We start from the raw sequence: 20,999 nt of genomic DNA on the forward strand, positions 1-20,999 counted from the left end.
GAATTATCCTTGGCTGGAAGAGAATACCCATTAGAGAGAACAAGAAACATTGGTATTATGGCTCATATTGATGCTGGTAAGACAACTCTATCAGAGCGTATCTTATACTATACTGGTGTTAACTACAAAATCGGTGATACTCATGAAGGTACTGCTACCATGGACTGGATGGAGCAGGAACAAGAAAGAGGTATCACAATTACTTCAGCCGCTACAACATGTCACTGGACATTGGAGCTTGAGCATAAAAAAGCGCCAGGTGCATTAGAGCACCGTATCAACCTTATTGATACTCCAGGACACGTTGACTTTACTGTCGAAGTAGAGCGTTCCTTACGTGTACTTGATAGTGCGGTTGGTGTATTTTGTGCTAAGGGTGGTGTAGAGCCACAGTCTGAAACCGTATGGCGTCAGGCAGATAAATACAACGTACCAAGAATGGCTTTCGTTAATAAGATGGACATTTCTGGTGCAAACTTTTTTAACGTTGTAGACATGATTAAGAGCAGATTAGGTAAGAATGCAGTACCAATTCAGTTACCAATCGGCAAAGAAGACACATTTAAAGGAGTTATCGATCTTTTCGAGATGAAAGCTTATTATTATCTTGATGATAAGGGTGAGCAAATCGAAATCAAAGAGATTCCAGATGATATGAAAGATGAGGCTGAAGAGTACAGAGCAGCAATGATTGAGTCCATCTGTGAAACAGATGACGATTTAATTGAAGCGTTCTTAGAAGGAAATGAGCCTTCCAATGAAGAGCTTAAGAAAGCTTTAAGAAATGCTACACTTAGCGTTCAAATCATTCCTGTACTTTGCGGTTCCGCATATAGAAACAAAGGTGTTCAGAAGTTACTTGATGCTATTATTGAATTCATGCCAGCTCCTACTGATGTTGAAGATATCAAAGGGTTTGATGAAGAAGGTAATGAAGTTCACAGAATTTCTTCTGACGAGGAACCTTTTGCAGCTTTAGCATTCAAGATTATGGCTGACCCATTCGTTGGTAAGCTCGCATTCTTCCGTGTATATTCAGGTACATTAAACTCCGGTTCTTATGTACTCAATGCTACAAAGAATAAGAAAGAGCGTGTTGGTCGTATCCTTCAGATGCATGCAAACAAGAGAGAAGACCTTGAAAAGGTTTACTCCGGTGATATCGCAGCTGCTGTTGGTTTTAAGTTCACTTCAACAGGTGATACTATTTGTGATGAGAAACATCCAGTAATCCTTGAGGCTATGGAGTTCCCAGAACCAGTTATCGACGTTGCTATTGAGCCTAAGACAAAAGCAGGTCAGGATAAGATGGGTGAAGCTTTAGCAAAACTTGCTGAAGAAGATCCTACATTCCGTGTTCGTACGAATGAAGAAACAGGACAGACAATTATCGCAGGTATGGGCGAGCTTCACCTTGAGATCATTGTTGACCGTCTTCTTCGTGAATTTAAAGTAGAAGCTAACGTTGGTGCACCTCAGGTTGCTTACAAGGAAGGCTTCACTAAAGAAGTTGATATTGATAGTAAGTATGCTAAACAGTCTGGTGGTCGTGGTCAGTATGGTCACTGTAAAGTTAAGTTTAGCCCAATGGACGTTAACGGTGAGAAGGTTTTCGAATTTGTATCTACTGTAGTTGGTGGTGCTATTCCTAAGGAATATATCCCAGCTGTTCAGGCAGGTATTGAAGATGCTATGAAGTGCGGTGTACTTGGTGGTTACCCAGTACTCGGTGTTCGTGCTAACTGTTACGATGGTTCTTACCATGAAGTAGACTCTAACGAAATGGCATTCAAGATTGCTGGTTCTATGGCATTTAAAGATGCTATGCATAAAGCAGGTCCAATTCTTTTAGAGCCTATCATGAGAGTTGAAGTTACTGTACCAGATGATTACATGGGTGATGTTATTGGTGATATCAGCTCCCGTCGTGGTCGTATCGAAGGTACAGAAGATAACAACGGATCTAAGGTTATTCGCGGATTTGTGCCATTGTCCGAAATGTTTGGTTACTCCACAACACTTCGTTCTAAGACACAGGGTCGTGGTGCTTACTCCATGTTCTTCTCCACTTATGAGCCAGTTCCAAAGAACGTTCAGGAAAAGGTTCTCAGCAATAAAACTAAGTAATTAAGGTTCGATGGAGGATGTACTTTTTAGTACATTCTTCCATTGATATAAATATAAGCCAAGCGTATTTTTTTATACTTGAAAATATTTTACTTTTGAAATATAATTAGGCTTATAAGGGCTTTTTCTGCCAGTGCAGAGAGCATATATATCATTTGACAATTGTCAGGCGATATAACGATCATAAAATATTTTACACCCAATGATGGGGTGAAATTAAAGGAGGACGTTTTAAAATGGCTAAAGCTAAGTTTGAAAGAAACAAACCACATTGTAATATCGGAACCATCGGTCACGTAGATCATGGTAAAACAACATTAACAGCTGCTATCACAAAGACACTTCATGACAGATTAGGTACTGGTGAAGCTGTAGCATTTGATAAGATTGATAAGGCTCCAGAAGAAAGAGAAAGAGGTATCACAATTTCTACTTCTCACGTTGAGTATGAGTCAAAAGCTCGTCACTACGCACACGTTGACTGTCCAGGCCATGCTGACTATGTAAAGAACATGATCACTGGTGCTGCTCAGATGGACGGCGCTATCCTTGTAGTTGCTGCTACTGATGGTGTTATGGCTCAGACTAAAGAGCATATCTTACTTTCCCGTCAGGTTGGTGTTCCTTACATCGTTGTATTCATGAACAAGTGTGATATGGTTGATGATCCAGAATTACTTGAATTAGTAGAGATGGAAATCAGAGAATTATTATCTGAGTATGAGTTCCCAGGAGATGATACTCCAATCATCCAGGGTTCTGCTCTTAGAGCTCTTGAAGATCCAAACAGCCCATGGGGTGATAAGATTCTTGAGTTATTCGACGCTGTTGATACATGGATTCCAGATCCACAGAGAGCAACAGACAAGCCTTTCTTAATGCCAATTGAGGACGTATTCTCCATTACTGGACGTGGTACTGTTGCTACAGGTCGTGTTGAGCGTGGTGTTCTTCATGTATCTGAAGAAGTTGAAATCGTTGGTGTTAAGGAAGAGACTCGTAAAGTTGTTGTAACTGGTATCGAGATGTTCCGTAAGCTTCTTGATGAGGCTCAGGCTGGTGATAACATCGGTGCACTTTTACGTGGTGTTCAGAGAACAGATATCGAAAGAGGTCAGGTTCTTTGTAAACCAGGTACGATCAAGTGCTACAAGAAATTCACAGCTCAGGTTTACGTATTAACAAAAGACGAAGGTGGACGTCATACTCCTTTCTTCAATAACTATAGACCACAGTTCTACTTCAGAACAACTGACGTTACTGGTGTTTGTAACTTACCAGAAGGCGTAGAGATGTGTATGCCTGGAGATAACATCGAAATGAACATCGAATTAATTCACCCAATCGCTATGGAGCAGGGTCTTGGATTCGCTATTCGTGAAGGTGGACGTACTGTAGGATCAGGTAAGGTTGCTACAATTATCGGCTAATCGATATTTCGTACAATATAATTACTGAATCTATTTCCCGTAAATCCTAATTATTAGGGTTTACGGGATTTTTTTACTCATTTGCTTTTTGGGCGGAACTATGTTATACTATTGCTATAATAAAATAAGTAAAAGAACCGTCGATTAAAAGAAGGGCTTTTAATATTCTACTGTAAAGTAGCTGTATGAAAAAGCATCTTCTTTTTTTTTATATCGAGGGTGGAAAGGTGGTTACAGATTATGAATATGCAGAATAAAACAGTATTTCATAGGAAGTTTGGAAAAGGTATTATCGTCGATCTAAATCAAAACAAATTATCCGTACAATTTGATGCAGGGAAGAAGATATTTTTATATCCAGATGCCTTCCGTCAGTTTTTGGTTCTCATGGAGAAGGATAGTAAGAGTTATGTTGACGGTATGCTAAAGGAAATGGATAGAAAAGAAGAGATTAGTAATCGTATTGCTAGAAAGATGGAACGACATAATCAACTAATTGATAAACTAAAACTCCACCCAAGCTCCCAGATTGTGATACGTTTTTTTGAAAATGATAAAACAGAGTTTCTACAAGACAATGTAATAAACACTGGATTAATACAAACGGGAAAAACAAAAGGAAGTCCAGTCAGACCATCAAGATTACATCAAAACTCCGCATGTATCTTAACGGAACGAAAGGAAGAAGACGACGAGTCAAGCCGTACTATTTTTGGTATTGCAATGCTTGAAGAGGATTTCTTAGGGACAGAGTGTCAAGATGGTAAGATTACACTTCATTCAAAGTATGTTTTACTACTACCAGATCATTTATCAAAATTAAAATTCTGGAATTACTACGCTGACGAAAGATATCCAGATAAAATGGTCTGGAAGTCAGGAGAATTTAGGTATTGTTCTAATCTTATATCTGCTCAAATCTTAAAGGATATTATGAGTCTACCAAATGAAAATGATACTGCTGCACTAGCAGAGGAATTCTATCATTATTTCTGTGAAATTAATCAGATAGAGGAAAGTACCCTTCCATTACCATCAGGTAAATTATTAGAATAGATACTAAAGAGGTGTGACCGACGAATAAAATTTCATATCAGGAGGTGTTATATATCTTCCCAATAACAAGCGGAGATAGCACTGAATTCCTATGAGTAGCAAAGCTGCCTTTTATGGAATTTAGGGTTATCTCCGCATTTATCATTCAATAAACTTCCATGGATTGGGTTGCATGGAAAATTATCACATGTTATAATTAATTATCAAATAATATGACATAATGTCGTATTTTGCAGCCGTACGAAGTTTGTATTTTGATATAAAGAATAATGAAAATATAGTCGATTTATAAATAGAGGTCAGAGATTGGAAATATTAAATTTGTGAAAGTTGGAGTATAAAAATTAGGTGCAGGGGGAGCATTCTATGAAACTTGGGGGGCTATCAAGCCGCAGAGGCTATTACGATGTATATGATACTCGAAACAAAAGAAAGATTCGTTTCTTTGTAATAATAGGAATAGGAATTCTATCGATAGTTACATTTTTATTATCACTAAATGGGATGCTTCATTCGGAGGCTGAAAAAAAGTTATTAGAATATACATGGCTTAGCGCCGATTATATTAAAAAAAGCGAAGCAGGCAAACAGTTTATGGAAGAAAAGTGGACATCAGGTAATTTCGCGATAATCCCTGGTTCTAAAAATCCAACTTACTTTCACGGAAATGCACATAGCTATGTTGTTACAATTAACGGAGAGGTAATAGGTGCTCTCTCAGAGTCTGGTAAGGATGCATTATCAACTTATGGAAACAATGTGATTGATAGTTTAGAATCTTTCGGAGATATAAAGTCATATCAAGAGGTAATAGATAAAAAAGGTTTGGTTAAACTCACAAAGCTTAATAATGGGGAAAAGTACTATATTGCATTATCATCACCAAGTTGGTTAGCGGATGGTCACATCATAAGTATTGTTTCCTATCAAGAAATCAATCGAGAAATTCAATCAGTTTTAAAGATGGCAATGGTGATTGTTCTATTTTCACTCCTCGCAATTATTATGGCTTTTCTCTATAGCATTCTACATAAGAATAGAATAAGGAGAAAACGAATGGATATGGGAGACGTGGACAAAATTACAGGCCTTCCTAACCCACTTCACCATAAAAGGAAGATAAAAGAAAAATTAATAAAGGGAAAAGAAAGTTATGCATATGTAACTTATAGTATAGATAATTTTGAACTTATTTATGAATTATCCGGTAAGCAATACTGTGAAAAACTATTAAAGCAGATAGCAAGTAAGATCCAATTCATGTTAACAGAAGGTGAGCTTCTTACGAGATACCAAAATGATGAATTTGGAATGCTGCTTGAATATAATGGAGAACTAAATCTTCGAAAGCGTTTGGTTGAGTTGTTTAAGTATGCGGGAGACTTACCACAAGAGGATAATAATTTTTGTTCTATTACGTTCCAGTGCGGCGTATGTGAGATAAAAAGGGATATGGATGTAAAAGATCTCATTCAACATGCTAGGCAGGTTAGGTATAATGGATCAAATGGCTATACACCAAATATTGAATTTTATAATCAGAAAGAAAAGAAGGCCAAACAGCCTAAGATAGAGGATATCTCAAATGCTTTCATTCATAATGAGTTTTTGGTATTTCTACAGCCAATTCTTCAACTGGATACGAATAAAATAGCTGGAGCAGAAGCTTTAGTACGTTGGAATCATAAGGTGAATGGAATATTACCTCCCAATGTATTTCTTCCTATGTTAGAAGAAAATGATTCAATTGTTAGGCTTGACATGTACGTATTAGAGGAGGTTTGCGAGTATCTAAAAGACTGGATGGATAAGGGGAAAAGGGCTGTACCGATATCAGTGAACCTTTCTGGTAAGCACCTTGGTCATCCCGAATTTCTGACAGAGATTGTAGAGATTGTCGACTATTATCAGATACCACATGAACTATTGGAGTTTGAATTTTCGGAAGTCGACCTTTATGAATCTAAGGAGTTAATGAAATGCGTAATACAAAAATTAAGAGAATTAGGCTTTTTAATTGCAATTGATCAATTTGGTGCTGGATTTTCTTCTTTACAATTATTAAAGGAATTACCGATTCACGTACTTAAGATTGACAAAAAACTTATAATGAACTTAGAAGACTCGGAATTTTCGAATCAAGAAAAAACTATCGTTATGCATATCCTCTCCTTTGCAAAGGAAAGAAATCTTACCGTGGTTGCGGAAGGAGTGGAGACAAAAGAACAGCAAGATGTACTTATCGATCAACAGTGTGATATGATGCAGGGGTTTTATTATCAAAAACCTATGCCATCAGAGGAATTTGAGCAATTGTTAGACTCCTCCGAAGCGTAAGCTATTGTGAATATAGCATTCATAAAAAATAATACAAATAAATCGAGTTAATACGATAACTGCTAAAATTACAACTGGTGCATACTGATAAAGATAAAAGCCGTTTTGAATTAAATCCTGTTGTTGCCACAAGTATAAAAAGAAGCAAGTCAATAAAAAAGAAATTGAGTTACTTTGGTACTTTAGTCTTGAATATTGATATTTTTTCTTAAGTTGTGGGAGTATAGGAGTATCTGCTTCCATTTCTTTGGCAAAAATAAAAGATAAGGTATGCGTTTTTTTAGGCTCTTCCTTTACTTCATCATATGCAGAAGGTTTTAGTATTCTCGGGTTTTTCGTATGTGATTTACTATTATTAGTAAATAATAAATAAAACACTGCTGGTAAAATATTGTGAAGTAAAAGTATATATAATGCAGGACTTTCATCAAATCCAGTAATGGCAGCAGGCACAAAGTATAATATAAGCAGGAGGGTACCAATATGTTTTGCTATTAGTAGCGCTCGGTAATTACTTACTAGATGAATTTCATGATTAATTTTTTTTCGTTCCATTTTTGTTTCATTAGTATTCATAGACACCTCAGAATTTATCCATTTTTCCTATCATATCATTAATAGGACAAAATTCATAGAAAAAGTAGTCAGCTTTTTAAAAAAATTGCCGATATATTAAACATGTTGCAAAAAAAATGATTACCCAAGGTATACTCCTATGAAAGAACTAATCGAGAACGAGGTATATAACACTAAAATCATGAAAAAATAATAAAAAGTACCGAGTAAGATTTTAGAATACCTTTACTATACATTTAAAAATGTTAAAAATTATCGTAATTTGATGATTTTAGGAAAAGTATTGAAAATTTCCTTTGAAAATTTTCTGAAACATGTTTATAATATAATAGTATACGTTTAGATTTGAATTAATCGATAGAGAATAAGATAGAATATCTATTTTGGTGGATTTTTGAAAGGAGAATTACAATGTTGGGTTGCGACATCGGAATCGATTTAGGAACAGCTAGTGTTCTGGTATATATTAAAGGCAAAGGCGTTGTATTAAAGGAGCCTTCCGTAGTTGCCTTTGACAGAGATACAAATAAAATAAAAGCAATTGGTGAAGAAGCTAGGCTAATGCTTGGAAGAACACCTGGAAATATCGTTGCGGTACGTCCATTACGTCAGGGTGTTATCTCCGATTATACAGTTACAGAAAAAATGTTAAAATACTTCATACAGAAAGCTGTTGGTAAGCAACGTTTCCGTAAACCAATTATTAGCGTTTGTGTACCAAGTGGAGTTACAGAAGTAGAAAAGAAGGCAGTAGAAGATGCAACTTATCAAGCAGGAGCTAGAGATGTTGCTATTATAGAAGAGCCTATCGCAGCAGCAATTGGAGCTGGTATTGATATCTCAAGACCATGCGGTAATATGATTGTAGATATTGGTGGTGGAACAAGTGATATCGCAGTTATTTCCTTAGGAGGAACAGTAGTTTCTACCTCAATTAAGATTGCAGGCGATGACTTTGATGAAGCAATTGTTCGTTATATGCGTAAAAAGCATAATTTATTAATTGGTGAAAGAACAGCGGAAGATATTAAGATTAAGATTGGTTCTGCTTACCGCAGACCAGAAGTTGTAGCCATGGATGTTAGAGGACGTAACCTTGTTACAGGTCTTCCAAAAACAATCTCTGTTACTTCAGAAGAAACAGAGGAAGCACTAAAAGAAACTACTTCTCAGATTGTAGAAGCGGTTCATAGTGTACTTGAAAAAACTCCACCGGAATTAGCTGCAGATATCGCAGATCGCGGTATTGTATTAACAGGTGGCGGTTGTTTATTATATGGGCTAGAAGAATTAATCGAAGAAAAAACTGGTATTACAACAATGACTGCGGAAGATCCAATGACAGCAGTTGCAATTGGTACTGGTAAATACGTTGAATTTTTAAGTGGTAGTAAAAAAGACTGATTATAAGTATAACTAACTTAGCTTCACAAAAATACAAGGAATGGATAAATTCATAGACAGCTATGTCATGAGAGGAGAATGGAATGGTTAGAGGTCTATATACTGGTTGGACCGGTATGGAAAATGAACAAAAGCGTCTAGATATCATATCAAACAATTTAGCGAATTCTGCTACTGTTGGATATAAAAAGGAAGGCGTAACAAATCAATCCTTTGATGATGTTCTAACGTTAAAAATTCGAGATGAGTCCGAGAATTTTACTGATAAGAGAATTGGTAAAATGACGCTTGGAGTGAAGCTTGGTGAAGTTTATACTGATTATGCACAGGGCTCTTTAAGAGAAACTGGTAATACATTTGATTTAGCAATCGAAGGTTCTGGATTTTTCAAAATGCAAGTTTTAGATAAAGATGGAAACGCTAAGGAGCGTTATACCAGAGCCGGACAGTTTTTAATGGATAAAGAGGGTTATATTGTTGATGTGAATGGAAATCACCTCATGAGTGAGGGAGGTAACCTTCAGGTGCCAACAGACGCCAGCCAAATCGTCATTGATTTACAGGGTAATGTTTTTGCAGACGGCGTACAAGTAGACAAGCTAGTCGTAACAGATTTTGAGGATTATGATTATCTAAAAAAATTCGGTGAGGCTATGTATGAAGCAGTAGACGGTTCTAGAGAGAAAGATACAACTTCTGGTATTCGTCAAGGATACACAGAGCAGTCCAATGTCAATGTTGTTAGTGAAATGGTAAATATGATTGCTATTACAAGAGCTTATGAAGCAAATCAGAAAGTACTTCAGTCCATTGACGGTACGTTAGAATTAGCTGCAAATTCAGTAGGTAAAATCTAATTTTAGAAATTCTTATATCAATTATGTTACGATAAGATAATACTTGCACGAGAGAAGATACACAACTTTTGTGCATTCGCCCAAATTGCACATTTGGGGCAGAATGGAGGATTTTTATGATGAGAGCACTTTGGACTGGGGCATCGGGTATGATTTCTCAGCAAACAACTTTGGATACCATATCAAATAACTTTTCAAATATTAATACAGCCGGATATAAGAAGGAGACCGCACAATTTTCCTCCTTGTTATATTCTAAAATACAAAGTAAAGTAACGGATAGTGAAGGAAATCAAAAACCTGTGATAGGACAGGTTGGTTCTGGTGTCAGAGTAACTGGTATCGTTTCTTCCTTTACTCAGGGAACCTTACAAGAAAGCAGTAATGATTGGGATCTTGCAATTGAAGGTAAAGGATTATTTTCTGTTCGTGATGCTGATGGTAATACTGCTTATACAAGAAATGGATCATTTCGTACCGCGATTGGTACGGAAGGGGTAACCTTAGCATCCGCTGATGGATACCCTGTACTTAATACAAAGGGACAGCCAGTTGTATTCAATAAGGATTGGGATCTCTCGAAAGTAACCATGGATGAGTACGGAAATGTAATGTACCCTGATGCGAATAATATTGCACAGCGTACTGGAATACAAATCGGTCTTACTCAGTTTGTTAATCCTGCTGGGTTAGAGAAAGCTGGTGGAAGTTTATTTTATGAGACGGAAGCCTCTGGTGCTCCTCTTAAGGAAGCGGAGAATAAGAGTCTTAAACAAAGTAAGATTCATACTGGATATCTTGAAGCTTCCAATGTACAGACAGCGGATGAAATTGTGAATTTGATTGTAGCACAAAGAGCCTATGAGATGAATTCCAAAGCAATTACAGCTGCAGATGAGATGCTACAGCAAGCGAATAACTTACGTCGTTAAATGGTTTATAACCATTAGGTAGAATGTCAGTCTATTCATAAAATTTCTGCCATTCGATAGAATTACAGTTATTCAGCAGAATTTCAGCTATCTAGTAGAAAGGAAGAAACAGATGAGTATTTCCGTAGGAAGTGATGCAATGTTTCAGACATTGACTCAAACTGCACAAAGTACATCAAAGACAGCGAAGTTAGAAAACAACCTTGGTAAAGATATTAAGTCTGCCACTGACGAGGAACTAATGGAGTCCTGTAAGAGCTTTGAAACTTACTTAGTAGAACAAGTTATGAAACAAGTAAAGAATACCATTGCAAATAGTGATGAGGATGAAAATGAGTATATGTCCTACTTTGGTGATATGTTATACCAAAGCTATGCAAAGGACATTACAGAAACCGGTCAATTAGGAATTGCAAAGCAGCTTTATGAGGCAATGAAGAGAGATCAGAATACTTGATATAAGTTAAAAATTATCAGGATTTAAATAAGATAAAAAGATAAGCCTCATTGGCAAAGACATCAATGTTACTTGATGTTTGTGCTAATGAGGCTATTTACACACTTAAGACGCACAATATAGTGTGAAGATAAAAGACTAGTTTCACACGTTCTATTTTAGCATATCGAATCTGTAAACTGATTCGATATGCACTGGGTGTAGAAAGGAAGAGTATGGCGGAAGAATTAAAAGGATATGTAGAGAGAATTGTATATCGAAATGGTGAAAATGGTTATACTGTACTAAGTCTCTCCGCAGAGGAAGATGAAGTGACCTGCGTTGGAACATTTTCTTTTGTCAATGAAGGAGAATATCTTGCTTTAACCGGTAGCTATACTGCACATCCATTGTACGGCGAGCAATTCCAGGTGAGCTCCTATGAGATGAAGGAGCCAGAGGACTTACTGTCAATCGAACGTTATTTAGGGTCCGGTGCAATCAAAGGGATCGGGACCGCATTGGCAGCACGTATTGTTCGTAAATTTAAAGAAAAAACATTTGTGATAATAGAAGAAGAACCAGAACGTCTTGCTGAAGTGAAGGGGATCAGCGATAAGTTAGCAAGAGAGATTTATCGACAGTTTTCCGAAAAGAGAGAGATGAGAAGTGCCATGCTATTTCTTCAGCAATATGGCATCTCTTTAAATCTTGCAGTTAAAATCTATAAGCAGTATGGGGAGCGAATGTATGAGATAATAAAAGAAAATCCATACCGCCTTGCAGAAGATATCAGTGGTGTAGGTTTTAAGATTGCGGATGAAATTGCCTCTAGGATAGGAATTCGAACTGACGCTGATTATCGCGTAAAAGCAGGTATCCTTTATACCTTGTTGCTTGCGACTGGTAACGGACATGTATACCTTCCGATGCATAGCTTGGTTGGTAAAACATGTGAGATGCTTATGGTAGAAGCAGATACAGTTAAGCGGCACATTACCTCACTCGCTCTTGAAAAAAAGCTGGTGATTAAAGAGTCAGAGGAAGAGCAGCATGTTTACAGTACAACTTTTTATTATATGGAGTTAAATGTTGCGAATATGCTTTCAGACCTTAGCATATCCTATGATATCTCTCCAGCACAAGTCGAAACGAGACTTGTAAAAATAGAACAGGAAACAAATCTAGAGCTGGATGAAATGCAGCGCTATGCTGTGATGGATGCGGTTCGTAGCGGTTTACTAATTATAACTGGTGGCCCTGGTACTGGTAAAACTACAACTATTAATACAATACTTCGCTTTTTTGAAGCAGAAGGTATGGATATGCTTCTTGCAGCTCCTACTGGACGAGCTGCAAAGCGTATGAAAGAAACGACTGGTTATGAGGCAAGTACAATTCATCGTTTATTGGAGCTTACCAAAGGAATGGATGATAAGGATGGTAGGATGAGCTTTGAACGTAACGAGCTAAATCCCCTTGAGGCAGATGTAATTATCATCGACGAGATGTCGATGGTTGACATCTCTTTAATGCATTCCTTATTAAAAGCGATTACGGTTGGTACCAGAGTAATCTTAGTTGGTGACGTCAATCAGTTACCAAGCGTTGGACCGGGAAATGTACTGCGAGATATGATTGAATCGAAGGCATTTCCAGTTGTTATGTTAAAAAAGATTTTTAGACAAGCATCCGAAAGTGATATTATCGTAAATGCTCATAAGATCAATTCCGGAGAACATATTACCTTGGATAATAAGAGCAAGGATTTCTTTTTGCTAAAAAGAGATGATGTTAATGTAATTATTAGCGTCATTATCTCTCTAGTCCGTGATAAGATGCCAAAGTACGTAAATGCTTCTGTTTACGATATACAAGTGCTTACGCCAATGAGAAAAGGAGAACTTGGAGTAGAAAGGCTGAATCAAGTATTACAACAGTATCTAAACCCTTCCTCCCAGGAGAAAAAGGAAAAGGAACATTCCGGGGGAATCTTTCGTGAGGGTGACAAGGTAATGCAGGTGAAGAACAATTATCAGATTACTTGGGAGACCAAAAGCCGTTATGGTATTACGATTGATAGTGGAACAGGCGTATTTAATGGTGATACAGGAGTAATCAAAGAAATTAATCTATTTGCAGAGGAATTAACGGTAGAATTTGATGAAGGACGTTTGGTTACCTATCCATTTAGTCAACTAGAGGAGTTAGAACTGGCTTATGCAGTGACAATTCACAAGTCACAGGGTAGTGAATACCCAGCGGTTGTTCTTCCGATATATAGTGGACCAAGGATGTTATTTAATCGAAATCTTTTATATACAGCAGTTACAAGGGCAAAGCAATGTGTTACCATCGTAGGCAGTGAGAATATGGTACAGACAATGATTGACAACGAAAGTGAGTTAAAGCGTTACTCAGGTTTAAAATCCAGAATTATGGAAAGAAAGCAAATATTAGGTTAGTTTGCAAAAAGGTGGTGCATCTGGAGGTTTCATAGTGTATAATAATTCTAATGATGATAGAAAATTGAAATAAAATATCAGGAGGAGTCCCTTATGAATAAGACCACATTAGTAATTATGGCAGCAGGTATTGGTAGCCGTTACGGAGGAGGAATCAAGCAGCTTGAAAAAGTCGGACCAAGCGGCGAGATAATTATGGATTACTCTATTTATGATGCGATAGAAGCGGGATTTAGTAAAGTTGTATTTATTATCCGACATGACCTTGAGAAGGATTTTAAAGAAATCATCGGAAGTCGTATTGAGAAACAAATCGAGGTAGAGTATGTATATCAGGAGCTTGATAAATTACCAGCAGGTTTTACAAAGCCAGAAGACCGTACAAAACCATGGGGTACCGGTCAAGCTGTATTGTGTTGCAAAGGTGTAGTAAATGAACCTTTTGCAGTTATTAATGCGGATGACTACTATGGAAAAGAAGCGTTTGTAAAGGTTCAGGATTTCTTAAAAAATGTCGATACGTATAACAAAGAGAATGAATTCTGTATGGCAGGTTTTGTTCTTGGTAACACCTTAAGCGACAATGGTATTGTAACAAGAGGTGTATGTAATGTAGTTGAATCTGGATACTTATCCCATGTAGAGGAAACCTTTGGGATTGAGAGACAGGGTGATGTAGCAGTTGGTAAGGATGGCAATGGTAATCCTGTAACGATCACATTAGACAGTTCGGTATCTATGAATATGTGGGGATTTATTCCAAACTTCCTACAAGAGCTAGAAGCTGGATTTGTTGACTTTTTACAAGGTCTAGATGAAAATAATACAAAGGCAGAATACCTATTACCAAATGTAGTTGGCAAAATGGTGTCAGAAGACAGAGCAAAAGTAAAGGTATTAAGAACAGACGATAAATGGTTTGGAGTAACTTATAAAGAAGATAAACAATTAGTAGTGGACTCCATTCTAGATTTAATTGCACAGGGTAAGTATCCAAATAAATTATTTTAAGCGTTTAGATAGAAGGTGAAAACCTCGTGTGGAGAATGGTTTGGAAAGAAATGTTGGATGCTGTTTATCCGAAACGATGTCCGATTTGCAGTGAGATTTTAGTTCCGAAGAATCAAAAAGTATGCAGTATTTGCAGTGAGGTGCTTCCTGTACTTATGGAACCTCGCTGCAAAAAATGCAGCAAACCTGTATTAGTAGAAGAACAAGAATATTGTTTTGACTGTGTTAAGAAGCAACATCATTACACCAGAGGATTTGCTTGTTTTCTTTACAATGAGAAATTAAAGAAATCGCTAAGTGATTTTAAGTATCATGCAAAGAAAGAATACGCAGACTTTTATGTAGACTACATGGTTTCAAACCTTGGAGATTGGATATATAAAACGAAGGCAGAAGTGCTAATACCAGTTCCGTTACATAAAAACAAATATAAGCAAAGAGGATTTAATCAAGCTCAGTTGTTGGCGGAAGGATTATCAAAAGCACTTTCTATTCCTGTGGATAACAAACTTCTAGTACGAACTATGGATACAAAACCACAAAAAAAGCTAGATAACAAAGAACGAATGAAAAATCTGGAGAGGGCATTCTCTATTTCAACAAATAGCAAAAAGTCAGAGGAATTGTTCCCATACAAACGAGTGATATTAGTTGATGATATTTACACAACAGGAAGTACAATCGAAGCGTGTACGAATGTATTACAAAAGGCTGGATGCCTTGAAGTATTCTTTGTTACGGTTTGTATAGGAAGCGGATTCTGAGAAATGGGGGTCAGTGTGAAAAATCTTGATTTTCACACAGTAAATTTGTGCTGTCGCCCAAATTCGCAGAATTTCGACAGAATGGAGGTTTAAATGGACGTAAGAAATTGCAGAAGTTGCGGAAAATTATTTAATTATCTCAGTGGGGTTCAACTTTGTCCATCTTGTATGCGTGAATTAGATAAAAAGTTCGAAGTTGTAAAAAACTACATATACGACAATCCTAAAGCAAATATTCAGGAAGTGGCGGAAGAAAATGAAGTAACAGTACCTCAGCTTAAACAATGGGTTCGTGAGGAGAGACTTGCCTTTTCGGATGATTCACTGGTAGGCTTAGAGTGCGAAAATTGTGGTACTATGATCCGCACTGGACGTTTTTGCAACTTGTGCAAAGAAAAGTTAGTAAACACAATTGGAAGCGCATATAAAAGTGACGATCCAAAGGAAAAAGATTATCGAGACCGCGCAAAGATGCGTTTCTTGGATAACTAACCCTTCCAAGGGGACATTAAGAAGCAGTTAGAATAAGGTGAGAAAGTAAATCTCGTAACCTATTCTAACTGCTATTTTTGAATTACATTTTCTGAATTCCGTTCTCTAAAATCTTAATTTTATTATCCTTCATCAGACGTCCAATGGCACGTTTGAATGCATTTTTGCTTAGATTAAATTCGTTCTTGATGGTATCTGGTTCTGATTTATCATGGAATGGAAGGAAACCACCTGCAGCAGTTAACTTCTCATAGATTAGCTCAGCATCGGAATCAAGCTGTAAGTAAGTCTTTTCACGTAGGCTTAGGTCAAGTTTACCGTCTGCTTGAACCATAGTAACGCGTGCGGTAATTGATTCGCCAGGATTTAATTTCGTGTGAAGCTCCTTGTTTGGGATAAGTGCGGAATATTTATTATCTACGGCAACAAATGCACCAAACGCAGGAATGATTTCATAAATAATACCAGTGACCTTATCATCCTTTCCATAAGGAGAGTCTGTCTGCAACATATCGTAAATCTTCATGGTTGCACAAAGACGCTTACTCTTATCAATATAAAGGCTTACAAGAACCTCTTCTTCCGATATAACAGGATGAGTCTGTTCTTTAAATGGTAAGAATAAATCTTTTGCAATTCCCCAATCTAAGAAGGCTCCAATCGAGGTAACCTCTTTTACTTTTAATACGGCAATTTCTTTTAATGTTAGCTTTGGAGTGGTTGATGTTGCGATTGGGCGGTCTTCCGAGTCCTTATATACAAAGACGGAAAGTTGGTCGTCTATCTTTGTTCCTGCTGGGACTTGGCTTTTTGGTAGCAGTATGGTATCTTCTTTTCTAGTATTATTATCCTTGTCTGCTAGATAAACACCAAAATCCGTCGTTTTAGCAACGGTAAGTGTTTGAATTTTTCCTAATTGAATCATAGTAATTCCTTTCTATACTGTAGTGCCATAAAAGGCAACGGTTACATAGGGTTGTCCTTCCTTATCGGAGAGAACTACGGTAATACAATCGTTTGTTTTTGAAATTTTGGGATAGATGATATCTCCCAAAAGGGCTGATTTTCGATAATCAGCTCTCATTTGTGTAATTTGAAAATTTTCATCGACATAATCGGTTGCCATTCGGATATACTGTGCATTGTTCACATGATTTAATACATCAATAAAGGAAGGCATTACAGCAAATGAAGGTAGGGAAATTAATTCTTTTGGAACCCTAATTTTACGGTCGGCATACTCCATAGGATAAGCAGGTTCATTTTTATAAGCTTGATAATCCTCATCTGTAATCTTAACCGGACGATTTAGATTCGTATCCAAGAGCACCCAAATTGAATTTGCTACGGCAGCAACTTCTTTTTTCTCATCATAAAGAATAAAATTACGGTATCCATATATTCCGTTATATTCATATGGCCATGTCCCAATGGTGATTTGTTCACCTAGTGTAGGATAGCGGTTTATCACTAGTTGCCAAGAGCTCATAATCCATACGCGAGATCGCTTTGTTAATTCTTCAATACCGACACCTAAAGAATCCGATTGAAAATTAGAGCAATCTTGAAAATAGTTGATAATAGTCGACGCCGTCATAACTTTATTATGGTCAACCTCACTGTATCTTACTCTGCTGTCAAAACTATACATAAGAAAAGCCTCCACTGAACACGATTATTCACATTATATCACGTTTCTTCCAAAAATAACAAGAGTAGAGAAATCAACTTCCGATAAGAATAAAAATGTGGTATAATATTAACAAGTTTAGGTAATGGCATAAGAATATATACCAGTGCTAAATGGAGTGAGAGCATATGAACGGCATAAATTCCGCATATCATTTGAGCTTGCGAATATGGTATAATAAAAAAGAAGTACATTCAAAATTTATGAACAAACCCGTTAAAAAGAAACGAAACACAGGAGGCCTGGGATGAATTACGTTAGAAAAATAAATATAGTATTTTTGTGTACCCTAGCTATTAGATTATTTATGCCATACTTTATACCTTTTGGATACTTCGTATCAAATGAAGCATTTTTACTGTTAATAACTCAGGCAATCATAGCAGGTCCTTCTATTGTATTTTTAATTATAGAAAGTAGAAGACAAAAGAGAATTTCGGGTGGGCTAGAGATAAATTATCCTTCTATGGGATATGAAACCCGAGAAGGTAAAAAAAGCATTCGCGAGCAACTTTGTTTTCACAAGGTATCGATATCAAATGTTTTTTGGCTTATATTATTTACAATCTGTATTACACCAGCTATCAACTTTGTGAATGCCATCTCACGTATGTTCTCAGTGGCAGCAATTAATGATACGATGTTCAATATTACTCATAAAAATTCGTATCTGATTGCACTATTTTGTGTCGCTTTCGTACCTTGTGTAATGGAAGAAATCGTGTATCGAGGTTTATTTTATCAGGGATATCGAAGAGTAAATCCTCTTGGAGCTGCATTTCTATCAGCCTTCTTATTTGGTATCTTGCATGGTAATTTGAATCAGTTCTGCTATGCTTTTATTATGGGAATTGTCTTTGCATTTGTAATAGAAGCAACGGATTCCATTGTTTCGACGATGATTATTCACTTTATCATGAACGGCTGGTCGATTACCTTACTTTATGCCATTCCAAGACTATTTAAATATTTAAATAATATGGCAAATGAGGCGATAGCACGTGGTGACCAAGAGTTAGCAAATTCGATTACAAAATTGATAGGTACGGATGTTGATTTTGACCAAGTATTTCAAGCGAGTGGTAATGCAGTGTTATCGGATATGAATTTTATTGATATCTTAGGAACTTATGGACTTACCGCTTTATTAGGTGGAATATTAGCATTTTTAATTTATCGTAAGATTGCGAAAAATACAGGAAGATATGAATATATTAAGAGTCTATTTTCAAAGAATAAAGAGAATAGGATAGAAAGTAATCATTCTGTTTCTGGTGATGGGTATAAAGGCGAAGGGAAAGTAAAAGCTAGTGCCTTATTTACTCTCCCTCTTTGGATTGCAATTGCAATCTGTGTCTTTAACTTAGTGATAAATGAACTTGTCCTTCAAGGCATCATTAGCATGTAACATCAATGGTTTGCCCAAGGTTTGGAGTTACGGATTGCTCCATTAACTTAGTGATGTTTTCACCCATCTCTTTTATGGAGCTTAGATTCATCGCTAACACAGCAGTGTTAACCTGAGTCATAAGATTTGCTTGGCTACTTGCCATGGATAAAGCAGCAATATCCATAGATATACCACCTTTCTGTGTTTAAACACAAAGGTTACATCGACATAAGAATAAGGAAACTTTAGCAATAAATTGCTTATTATATAGTAAAGGAGTGTTGTTTATGAATAAAATAATTCATGACCTGGCCATCATTGGTTCGGGACCAGCAGGTTTAACTGCAAGTATTTATGCTTCAAGAGCAGAGTTAAATACTATAGTGATTGAAAAAGAACCAATGAGTGGAGGTCAAATCATCAATACGTATGAAGTGGATAACTATCCAGGAATCCCGGGTATCGGCGGATTTGATTTGGCAGTTAAATTTAGAGAACACAGCGATAAACTGGGTGCTACCCATGTTTATGGTGAAGTGAAAGCATTTGAAGTAGAGGATGGGATTAAGAAAATCGTCTTAGATAATGGAGAGGGATATTACGCTAAATCACTTATTATTGCAACTGGGGCTGCGTCTCGTAAATTAAATGTTAAGGGAGAAGAAGAATTACAAGGTATGGGAGTATCTTACTGTGCAACTTGTGACGGTGCTTTCTTCCGAGGAAAGACTGTTGCAGTTGTGGGCGGTGGAGATGTAGCCGTAGAAGATGCTATCTTTCTTTCGAGAATTTGTAAGGAAGTACATGTAATTCATCGTAGAGATGAGTTTCGAGCTGCGAAAACATTTATTACAAAGTTATTATCCCTTGAGAATGTGATAGTTCATTGGGACAGTGTTGTGGATGAAATTATTGGGACAGATGCTGTTAACGCAGTTAAGATTCGCAATATCGCTACGGAAGAAGCATCCGAACTTTATGTGGACGGTGTATTTATTGCAGTTGGTAATGTACCGAATTCTGAAGTATATACACCTGCAGTTGCTGTTGACAGGGGAGGTTATATTATTGCAGATGAAAGTTGCGAAACAAATGTTCCAGGTATATTCGCAGCAGGAGATATTCGTACAAAGGAACTTAGACAGGTTATTACGGCAGCATCCGATGGAGCGGTTGCGGTAACTGGCGTAGAGCGTTATTTGAATAACTTATAGAAAACAGCTATAAGGGATAAGAAATAAAAAAACAGAAATAAGCATTAGTACTATAATTGGAGAATGATGTAGGGTATAGTAATACCCTATGTTATTCTCCAATTTTTATTTTTAAAGTGTAATAATGCGAAGTGTAGATTATTATAAGTCAAATTGTCAGTGGCAATGACGCGATTTTGACAATAGAAAACGAGAAGGTTTGACATTAGATAACAGAAAAATTCTGATAATTGTCAGAATACAAAGAAAATATAGAAATAAAATAATCTTTAAAAATCCTATTGACAAGGAAGTGGTTATACAAACTGCACAAACCAATAAACTAAAATGTCAATAAATTACAAATAAAAAAAGACAATAAAAAATATTTCCAAAAGATATCCACAAAAAAAATATGGAAAATGACGTACTTTGAAAGTTATACACCGAGTTATCCACATTATCCACAATTAGTAACCACATTAGTCGTATAAAAAAATTGTGTCAAGTTCGAATATGTGTTTTGTCATATGTGTAAAAATGTACAATATGACTATTAATTTCAAAAGACGCACTTGACAATAGTATTGTCGGAAAAATGAGAAATTAAGATTTCATTTGCTTGGAATATTGTCGAATAATTTAGAAAAAGCGGTTTATATAGAAAATTAAAGGAGATATTGAAAGTAAAGTTAAAACAAAATTCGACTATTTCTAAAATAAGTGGGACAATTTGATAAAATATTGATAATTATTGGACAGAAGGTATTGTTTAACTTTTATAATAGTGGTATAATATTAGTAACATAAAGAAAGACATCAAGCATCACATTTGCCTT

At 36.5% G+C, this 20,999-nt stretch carries 18 protein-coding genes; 14 read left to right on the forward strand and 4 right to left on the reverse strand.

What is annotated here, in order from left to right; translation table 11 throughout:
* The first annotated feature begins 9 nt into the window (after window positions 1–9).
* The 4 genes from fusA (at window position 10) to RTP52_RS00945 (ending at window position 6,950) form a co-directional block, all read left to right on the forward strand.
* A complete protein-coding gene (fusA, locus tag RTP52_RS00930; protein WP_312368617.1) occupies window positions 10–2,127 on the forward strand; it encodes an elongation factor G in 2,118 nt (705 codons plus the stop codon).
* Between the two features lie 236 nt (window positions 2,128–2,363).
* The gene (gene tuf / locus RTP52_RS00935; protein WP_312106153.1) at window positions 2,364–3,557 is read left to right on the forward strand and encodes an elongation factor Tu; all 1,194 of its coding nucleotides are present in this window, start codon (window positions 2,364–2,366) and stop codon (window positions 3,555–3,557) included.
* A gap of 240 nt (window positions 3,558–3,797) precedes the next feature.
* A complete protein-coding gene (locus RTP52_RS00940; protein WP_312106155.1) occupies window positions 3,798–4,613 on the forward strand; it encodes a hypothetical protein in 816 nt (271 codons plus the stop codon).
* A gap of 366 nt (window positions 4,614–4,979) precedes the next feature.
* Window positions 4,980–6,950: a bifunctional diguanylate cyclase/phosphodiesterase gene (locus tag RTP52_RS00945; RefSeq protein WP_312106157.1), complete on the forward strand. Its 1,971-nt coding sequence runs from the start codon at window positions 4,980–4,982 to the stop codon at window positions 6,948–6,950.
* Here RTP52_RS00945 and RTP52_RS00950 read toward each other — a convergent pair.
* Window positions 6,930–7,526, reverse strand: a complete 597-nt coding sequence (locus tag RTP52_RS00950; RefSeq protein ID WP_312368620.1) for a hypothetical protein — start codon at window positions 7,524–7,526, stop codon at window positions 6,930–6,932. The two genes, RTP52_RS00945 and RTP52_RS00950, sit on opposite strands and share 21 nt — an antisense overlap.
* A gap of 411 nt (window positions 7,527–7,937) precedes the next feature.
* On the opposite strand from RTP52_RS00950, the gene RTP52_RS00955 reads away from it, so the two are divergent.
* From RTP52_RS00955 to RTP52_RS00990, 8 genes are all read left to right on the forward strand, one after another.
* On the forward strand, window positions 7,938–8,930 hold the full coding sequence (locus RTP52_RS00955) for a rod shape-determining protein (RefSeq protein WP_312106678.1): 993 nt from the start codon (window positions 7,938–7,940) through the stop codon (window positions 8,928–8,930).
* Between the two features lie 83 nt (window positions 8,931–9,013).
* A complete protein-coding gene (locus tag RTP52_RS00960) occupies window positions 9,014–9,787 on the forward strand; it encodes a flagellar hook-basal body protein (RefSeq protein ID WP_312368622.1) in 774 nt (257 codons plus the stop codon).
* Between the two features lie 116 nt (window positions 9,788–9,903).
* Window positions 9,904–10,719: a flagellar hook-basal body protein gene (locus RTP52_RS00965; protein ID WP_312106682.1), complete on the forward strand. Its 816-nt coding sequence runs from the start codon at window positions 9,904–9,906 to the stop codon at window positions 10,717–10,719.
* A 112-nt stretch (window positions 10,720–10,831) separates the two neighbouring features.
* On the forward strand, window positions 10,832–11,176 hold the full coding sequence (locus tag RTP52_RS00970; RefSeq protein ID WP_312368624.1) for a rod-binding protein: 345 nt from the start codon (window positions 10,832–10,834) through the stop codon (window positions 11,174–11,176).
* Between the two features lie 215 nt (window positions 11,177–11,391).
* Window positions 11,392–13,620 carry an SF1B family DNA helicase RecD2 gene (recD2, locus tag RTP52_RS00975; RefSeq protein WP_312368626.1) on the forward strand — a complete coding sequence of 743 codons (2,229 nt, stop codon included), beginning with the start codon at window positions 11,392–11,394 and terminating at the stop codon, window positions 13,618–13,620.
* Window positions 13,621–13,713: 93 nt separating this feature from the next.
* The gene (locus tag RTP52_RS00980; protein WP_312368628.1) at window positions 13,714–14,631 is read left to right on the forward strand and encodes a sugar phosphate nucleotidyltransferase; all 918 of its coding nucleotides are present in this window, start codon (window positions 13,714–13,716) and stop codon (window positions 14,629–14,631) included.
* 35 nt (window positions 14,632–14,666) lie between these two features.
* A complete protein-coding gene (locus RTP52_RS00985) occupies window positions 14,667–15,395 on the forward strand; it encodes a ComF family protein (protein WP_312368787.1) in 729 nt (242 codons plus the stop codon).
* A 93-nt stretch (window positions 15,396–15,488) separates the two neighbouring features.
* The gene (locus RTP52_RS00990) at window positions 15,489–15,887 is read left to right on the forward strand and encodes a flagellar protein (protein ID WP_312102825.1); all 399 of its coding nucleotides are present in this window, start codon (window positions 15,489–15,491) and stop codon (window positions 15,885–15,887) included.
* Window positions 15,888–15,969: 82 nt separating this feature from the next.
* Here RTP52_RS00990 and RTP52_RS00995 read toward each other — a convergent pair whose 3' ends face one another.
* Together RTP52_RS00995 and RTP52_RS01000 are read right to left on the reverse strand one after the other, a co-directional pair.
* Window positions 15,970–16,812 carry a CvfB family protein gene (locus RTP52_RS00995; RefSeq protein WP_312368631.1) on the reverse strand — a complete coding sequence of 281 codons (843 nt, stop codon included), beginning with the start codon at window positions 16,810–16,812 and terminating at the stop codon, window positions 15,970–15,972.
* A gap of 12 nt (window positions 16,813–16,824) precedes the next feature.
* Window positions 16,825–17,538 (reverse strand): acyl-[acyl-carrier-protein] thioesterase, encoded by a 714-nt coding sequence (locus RTP52_RS01000; protein ID WP_312368632.1) that lies wholly within the window; start codon window positions 17,536–17,538, stop codon window positions 16,825–16,827.
* Window positions 17,539–17,824: 286 nt separating this feature from the next.
* Between RTP52_RS01000 and RTP52_RS01005 the strand changes: the two genes are divergently transcribed.
* Window positions 17,825–18,985, forward strand: a complete 1,161-nt coding sequence (locus tag RTP52_RS01005; protein WP_312368634.1) for a CPBP family intramembrane glutamic endopeptidase — start codon at window positions 17,825–17,827, stop codon at window positions 18,983–18,985.
* Here RTP52_RS01005 and RTP52_RS01010 read toward each other — a convergent pair.
* Window positions 18,975–19,151, reverse strand: coding sequence for a YjfB family protein (locus tag RTP52_RS01010; RefSeq protein WP_312102817.1), 177 nt, complete (start codon window positions 19,149–19,151; stop codon window positions 18,975–18,977). The two genes, RTP52_RS01005 and RTP52_RS01010, sit on opposite strands and share 11 nt — an antisense overlap.
* 103 nt (window positions 19,152–19,254) lie before the next feature.
* Here RTP52_RS01010 and trxB point away from each other — a divergent pair, with 103 nt between their 5' ends.
* A complete protein-coding gene (gene trxB / locus RTP52_RS01015; RefSeq protein ID WP_312368636.1) occupies window positions 19,255–20,181 on the forward strand; it encodes a thioredoxin-disulfide reductase in 927 nt (308 codons plus the stop codon).
* The last annotated feature ends 818 nt before the right edge of the window (window positions 20,182–20,999 follow it).

The sequence above is a fragment of the Lachnoclostridium sp. genome, assembly GCF_031997925.1.
Classification (GTDB): domain Bacteria; phylum Bacillota; class Clostridia; order Lachnospirales; family Lachnospiraceae; genus Lachnoclostridium.

Coding starts and splice junctions, on each gene's coding strand:
- RTP52_RS00945 (WP_312106157.1), top strand. CDS start 4,980: ATGAAACTTGGGGGGCTATCAAGCCGCAGAGGCTATTACGATGTATAT.
- tuf (WP_312106153.1), top strand. CDS start 2,364: ATGGCTAAAGCTAAGTTTGAAAGAAACAAACCACATTGTAATATCGGA.
- RTP52_RS00950 (WP_312368620.1), bottom strand. CDS start 7,526: ATGAATACTAATGAAACAAAAATGGAACGAAAAAAAATTAATCATGAA.
- RTP52_RS00940 (WP_312106155.1), top strand. CDS start 3,798: ATGAATATGCAGAATAAAACAGTATTTCATAGGAAGTTTGGAAAAGGT.
- recD2 (WP_312368626.1), top strand. CDS start 11,392: ATGGCGGAAGAATTAAAAGGATATGTAGAGAGAATTGTATATCGAAAT.
- RTP52_RS00960 (WP_312368622.1), top strand. CDS start 9,014: ATGGTTAGAGGTCTATATACTGGTTGGACCGGTATGGAAAATGAACAA.
- RTP52_RS01000 (WP_312368632.1), bottom strand. CDS start 17,538: ATGTATAGTTTTGACAGCAGAGTAAGATACAGTGAGGTTGACCATAAT.
- RTP52_RS00970 (WP_312368624.1), top strand. CDS start 10,832: ATGAGTATTTCCGTAGGAAGTGATGCAATGTTTCAGACATTGACTCAA.
- RTP52_RS00990 (WP_312102825.1), top strand. CDS start 15,489: ATGGACGTAAGAAATTGCAGAAGTTGCGGAAAATTATTTAATTATCTC.
- trxB (WP_312368636.1), top strand. CDS start 19,255: ATGAATAAAATAATTCATGACCTGGCCATCATTGGTTCGGGACCAGCA.
- RTP52_RS00995 (WP_312368631.1), bottom strand. CDS start 16,812: ATGATTCAATTAGGAAAAATTCAAACACTTACCGTTGCTAAAACGACG.
- RTP52_RS00965 (WP_312106682.1), top strand. CDS start 9,904: ATGATGAGAGCACTTTGGACTGGGGCATCGGGTATGATTTCTCAGCAA.
- RTP52_RS01005 (WP_312368634.1), top strand. CDS start 17,825: ATGAATTACGTTAGAAAAATAAATATAGTATTTTTGTGTACCCTAGCT.
- RTP52_RS00980 (WP_312368628.1), top strand. CDS start 13,714: ATGAATAAGACCACATTAGTAATTATGGCAGCAGGTATTGGTAGCCGT.
- RTP52_RS01010 (WP_312102817.1), bottom strand. CDS start 19,151: ATGGATATTGCTGCTTTATCCATGGCAAGTAGCCAAGCAAATCTTATG.
- RTP52_RS00955 (WP_312106678.1), top strand. CDS start 7,938: ATGTTGGGTTGCGACATCGGAATCGATTTAGGAACAGCTAGTGTTCTG.
- RTP52_RS00985 (WP_312368787.1), top strand. CDS start 14,667: ATGGTTTGGAAAGAAATGTTGGATGCTGTTTATCCGAAACGATGTCCG.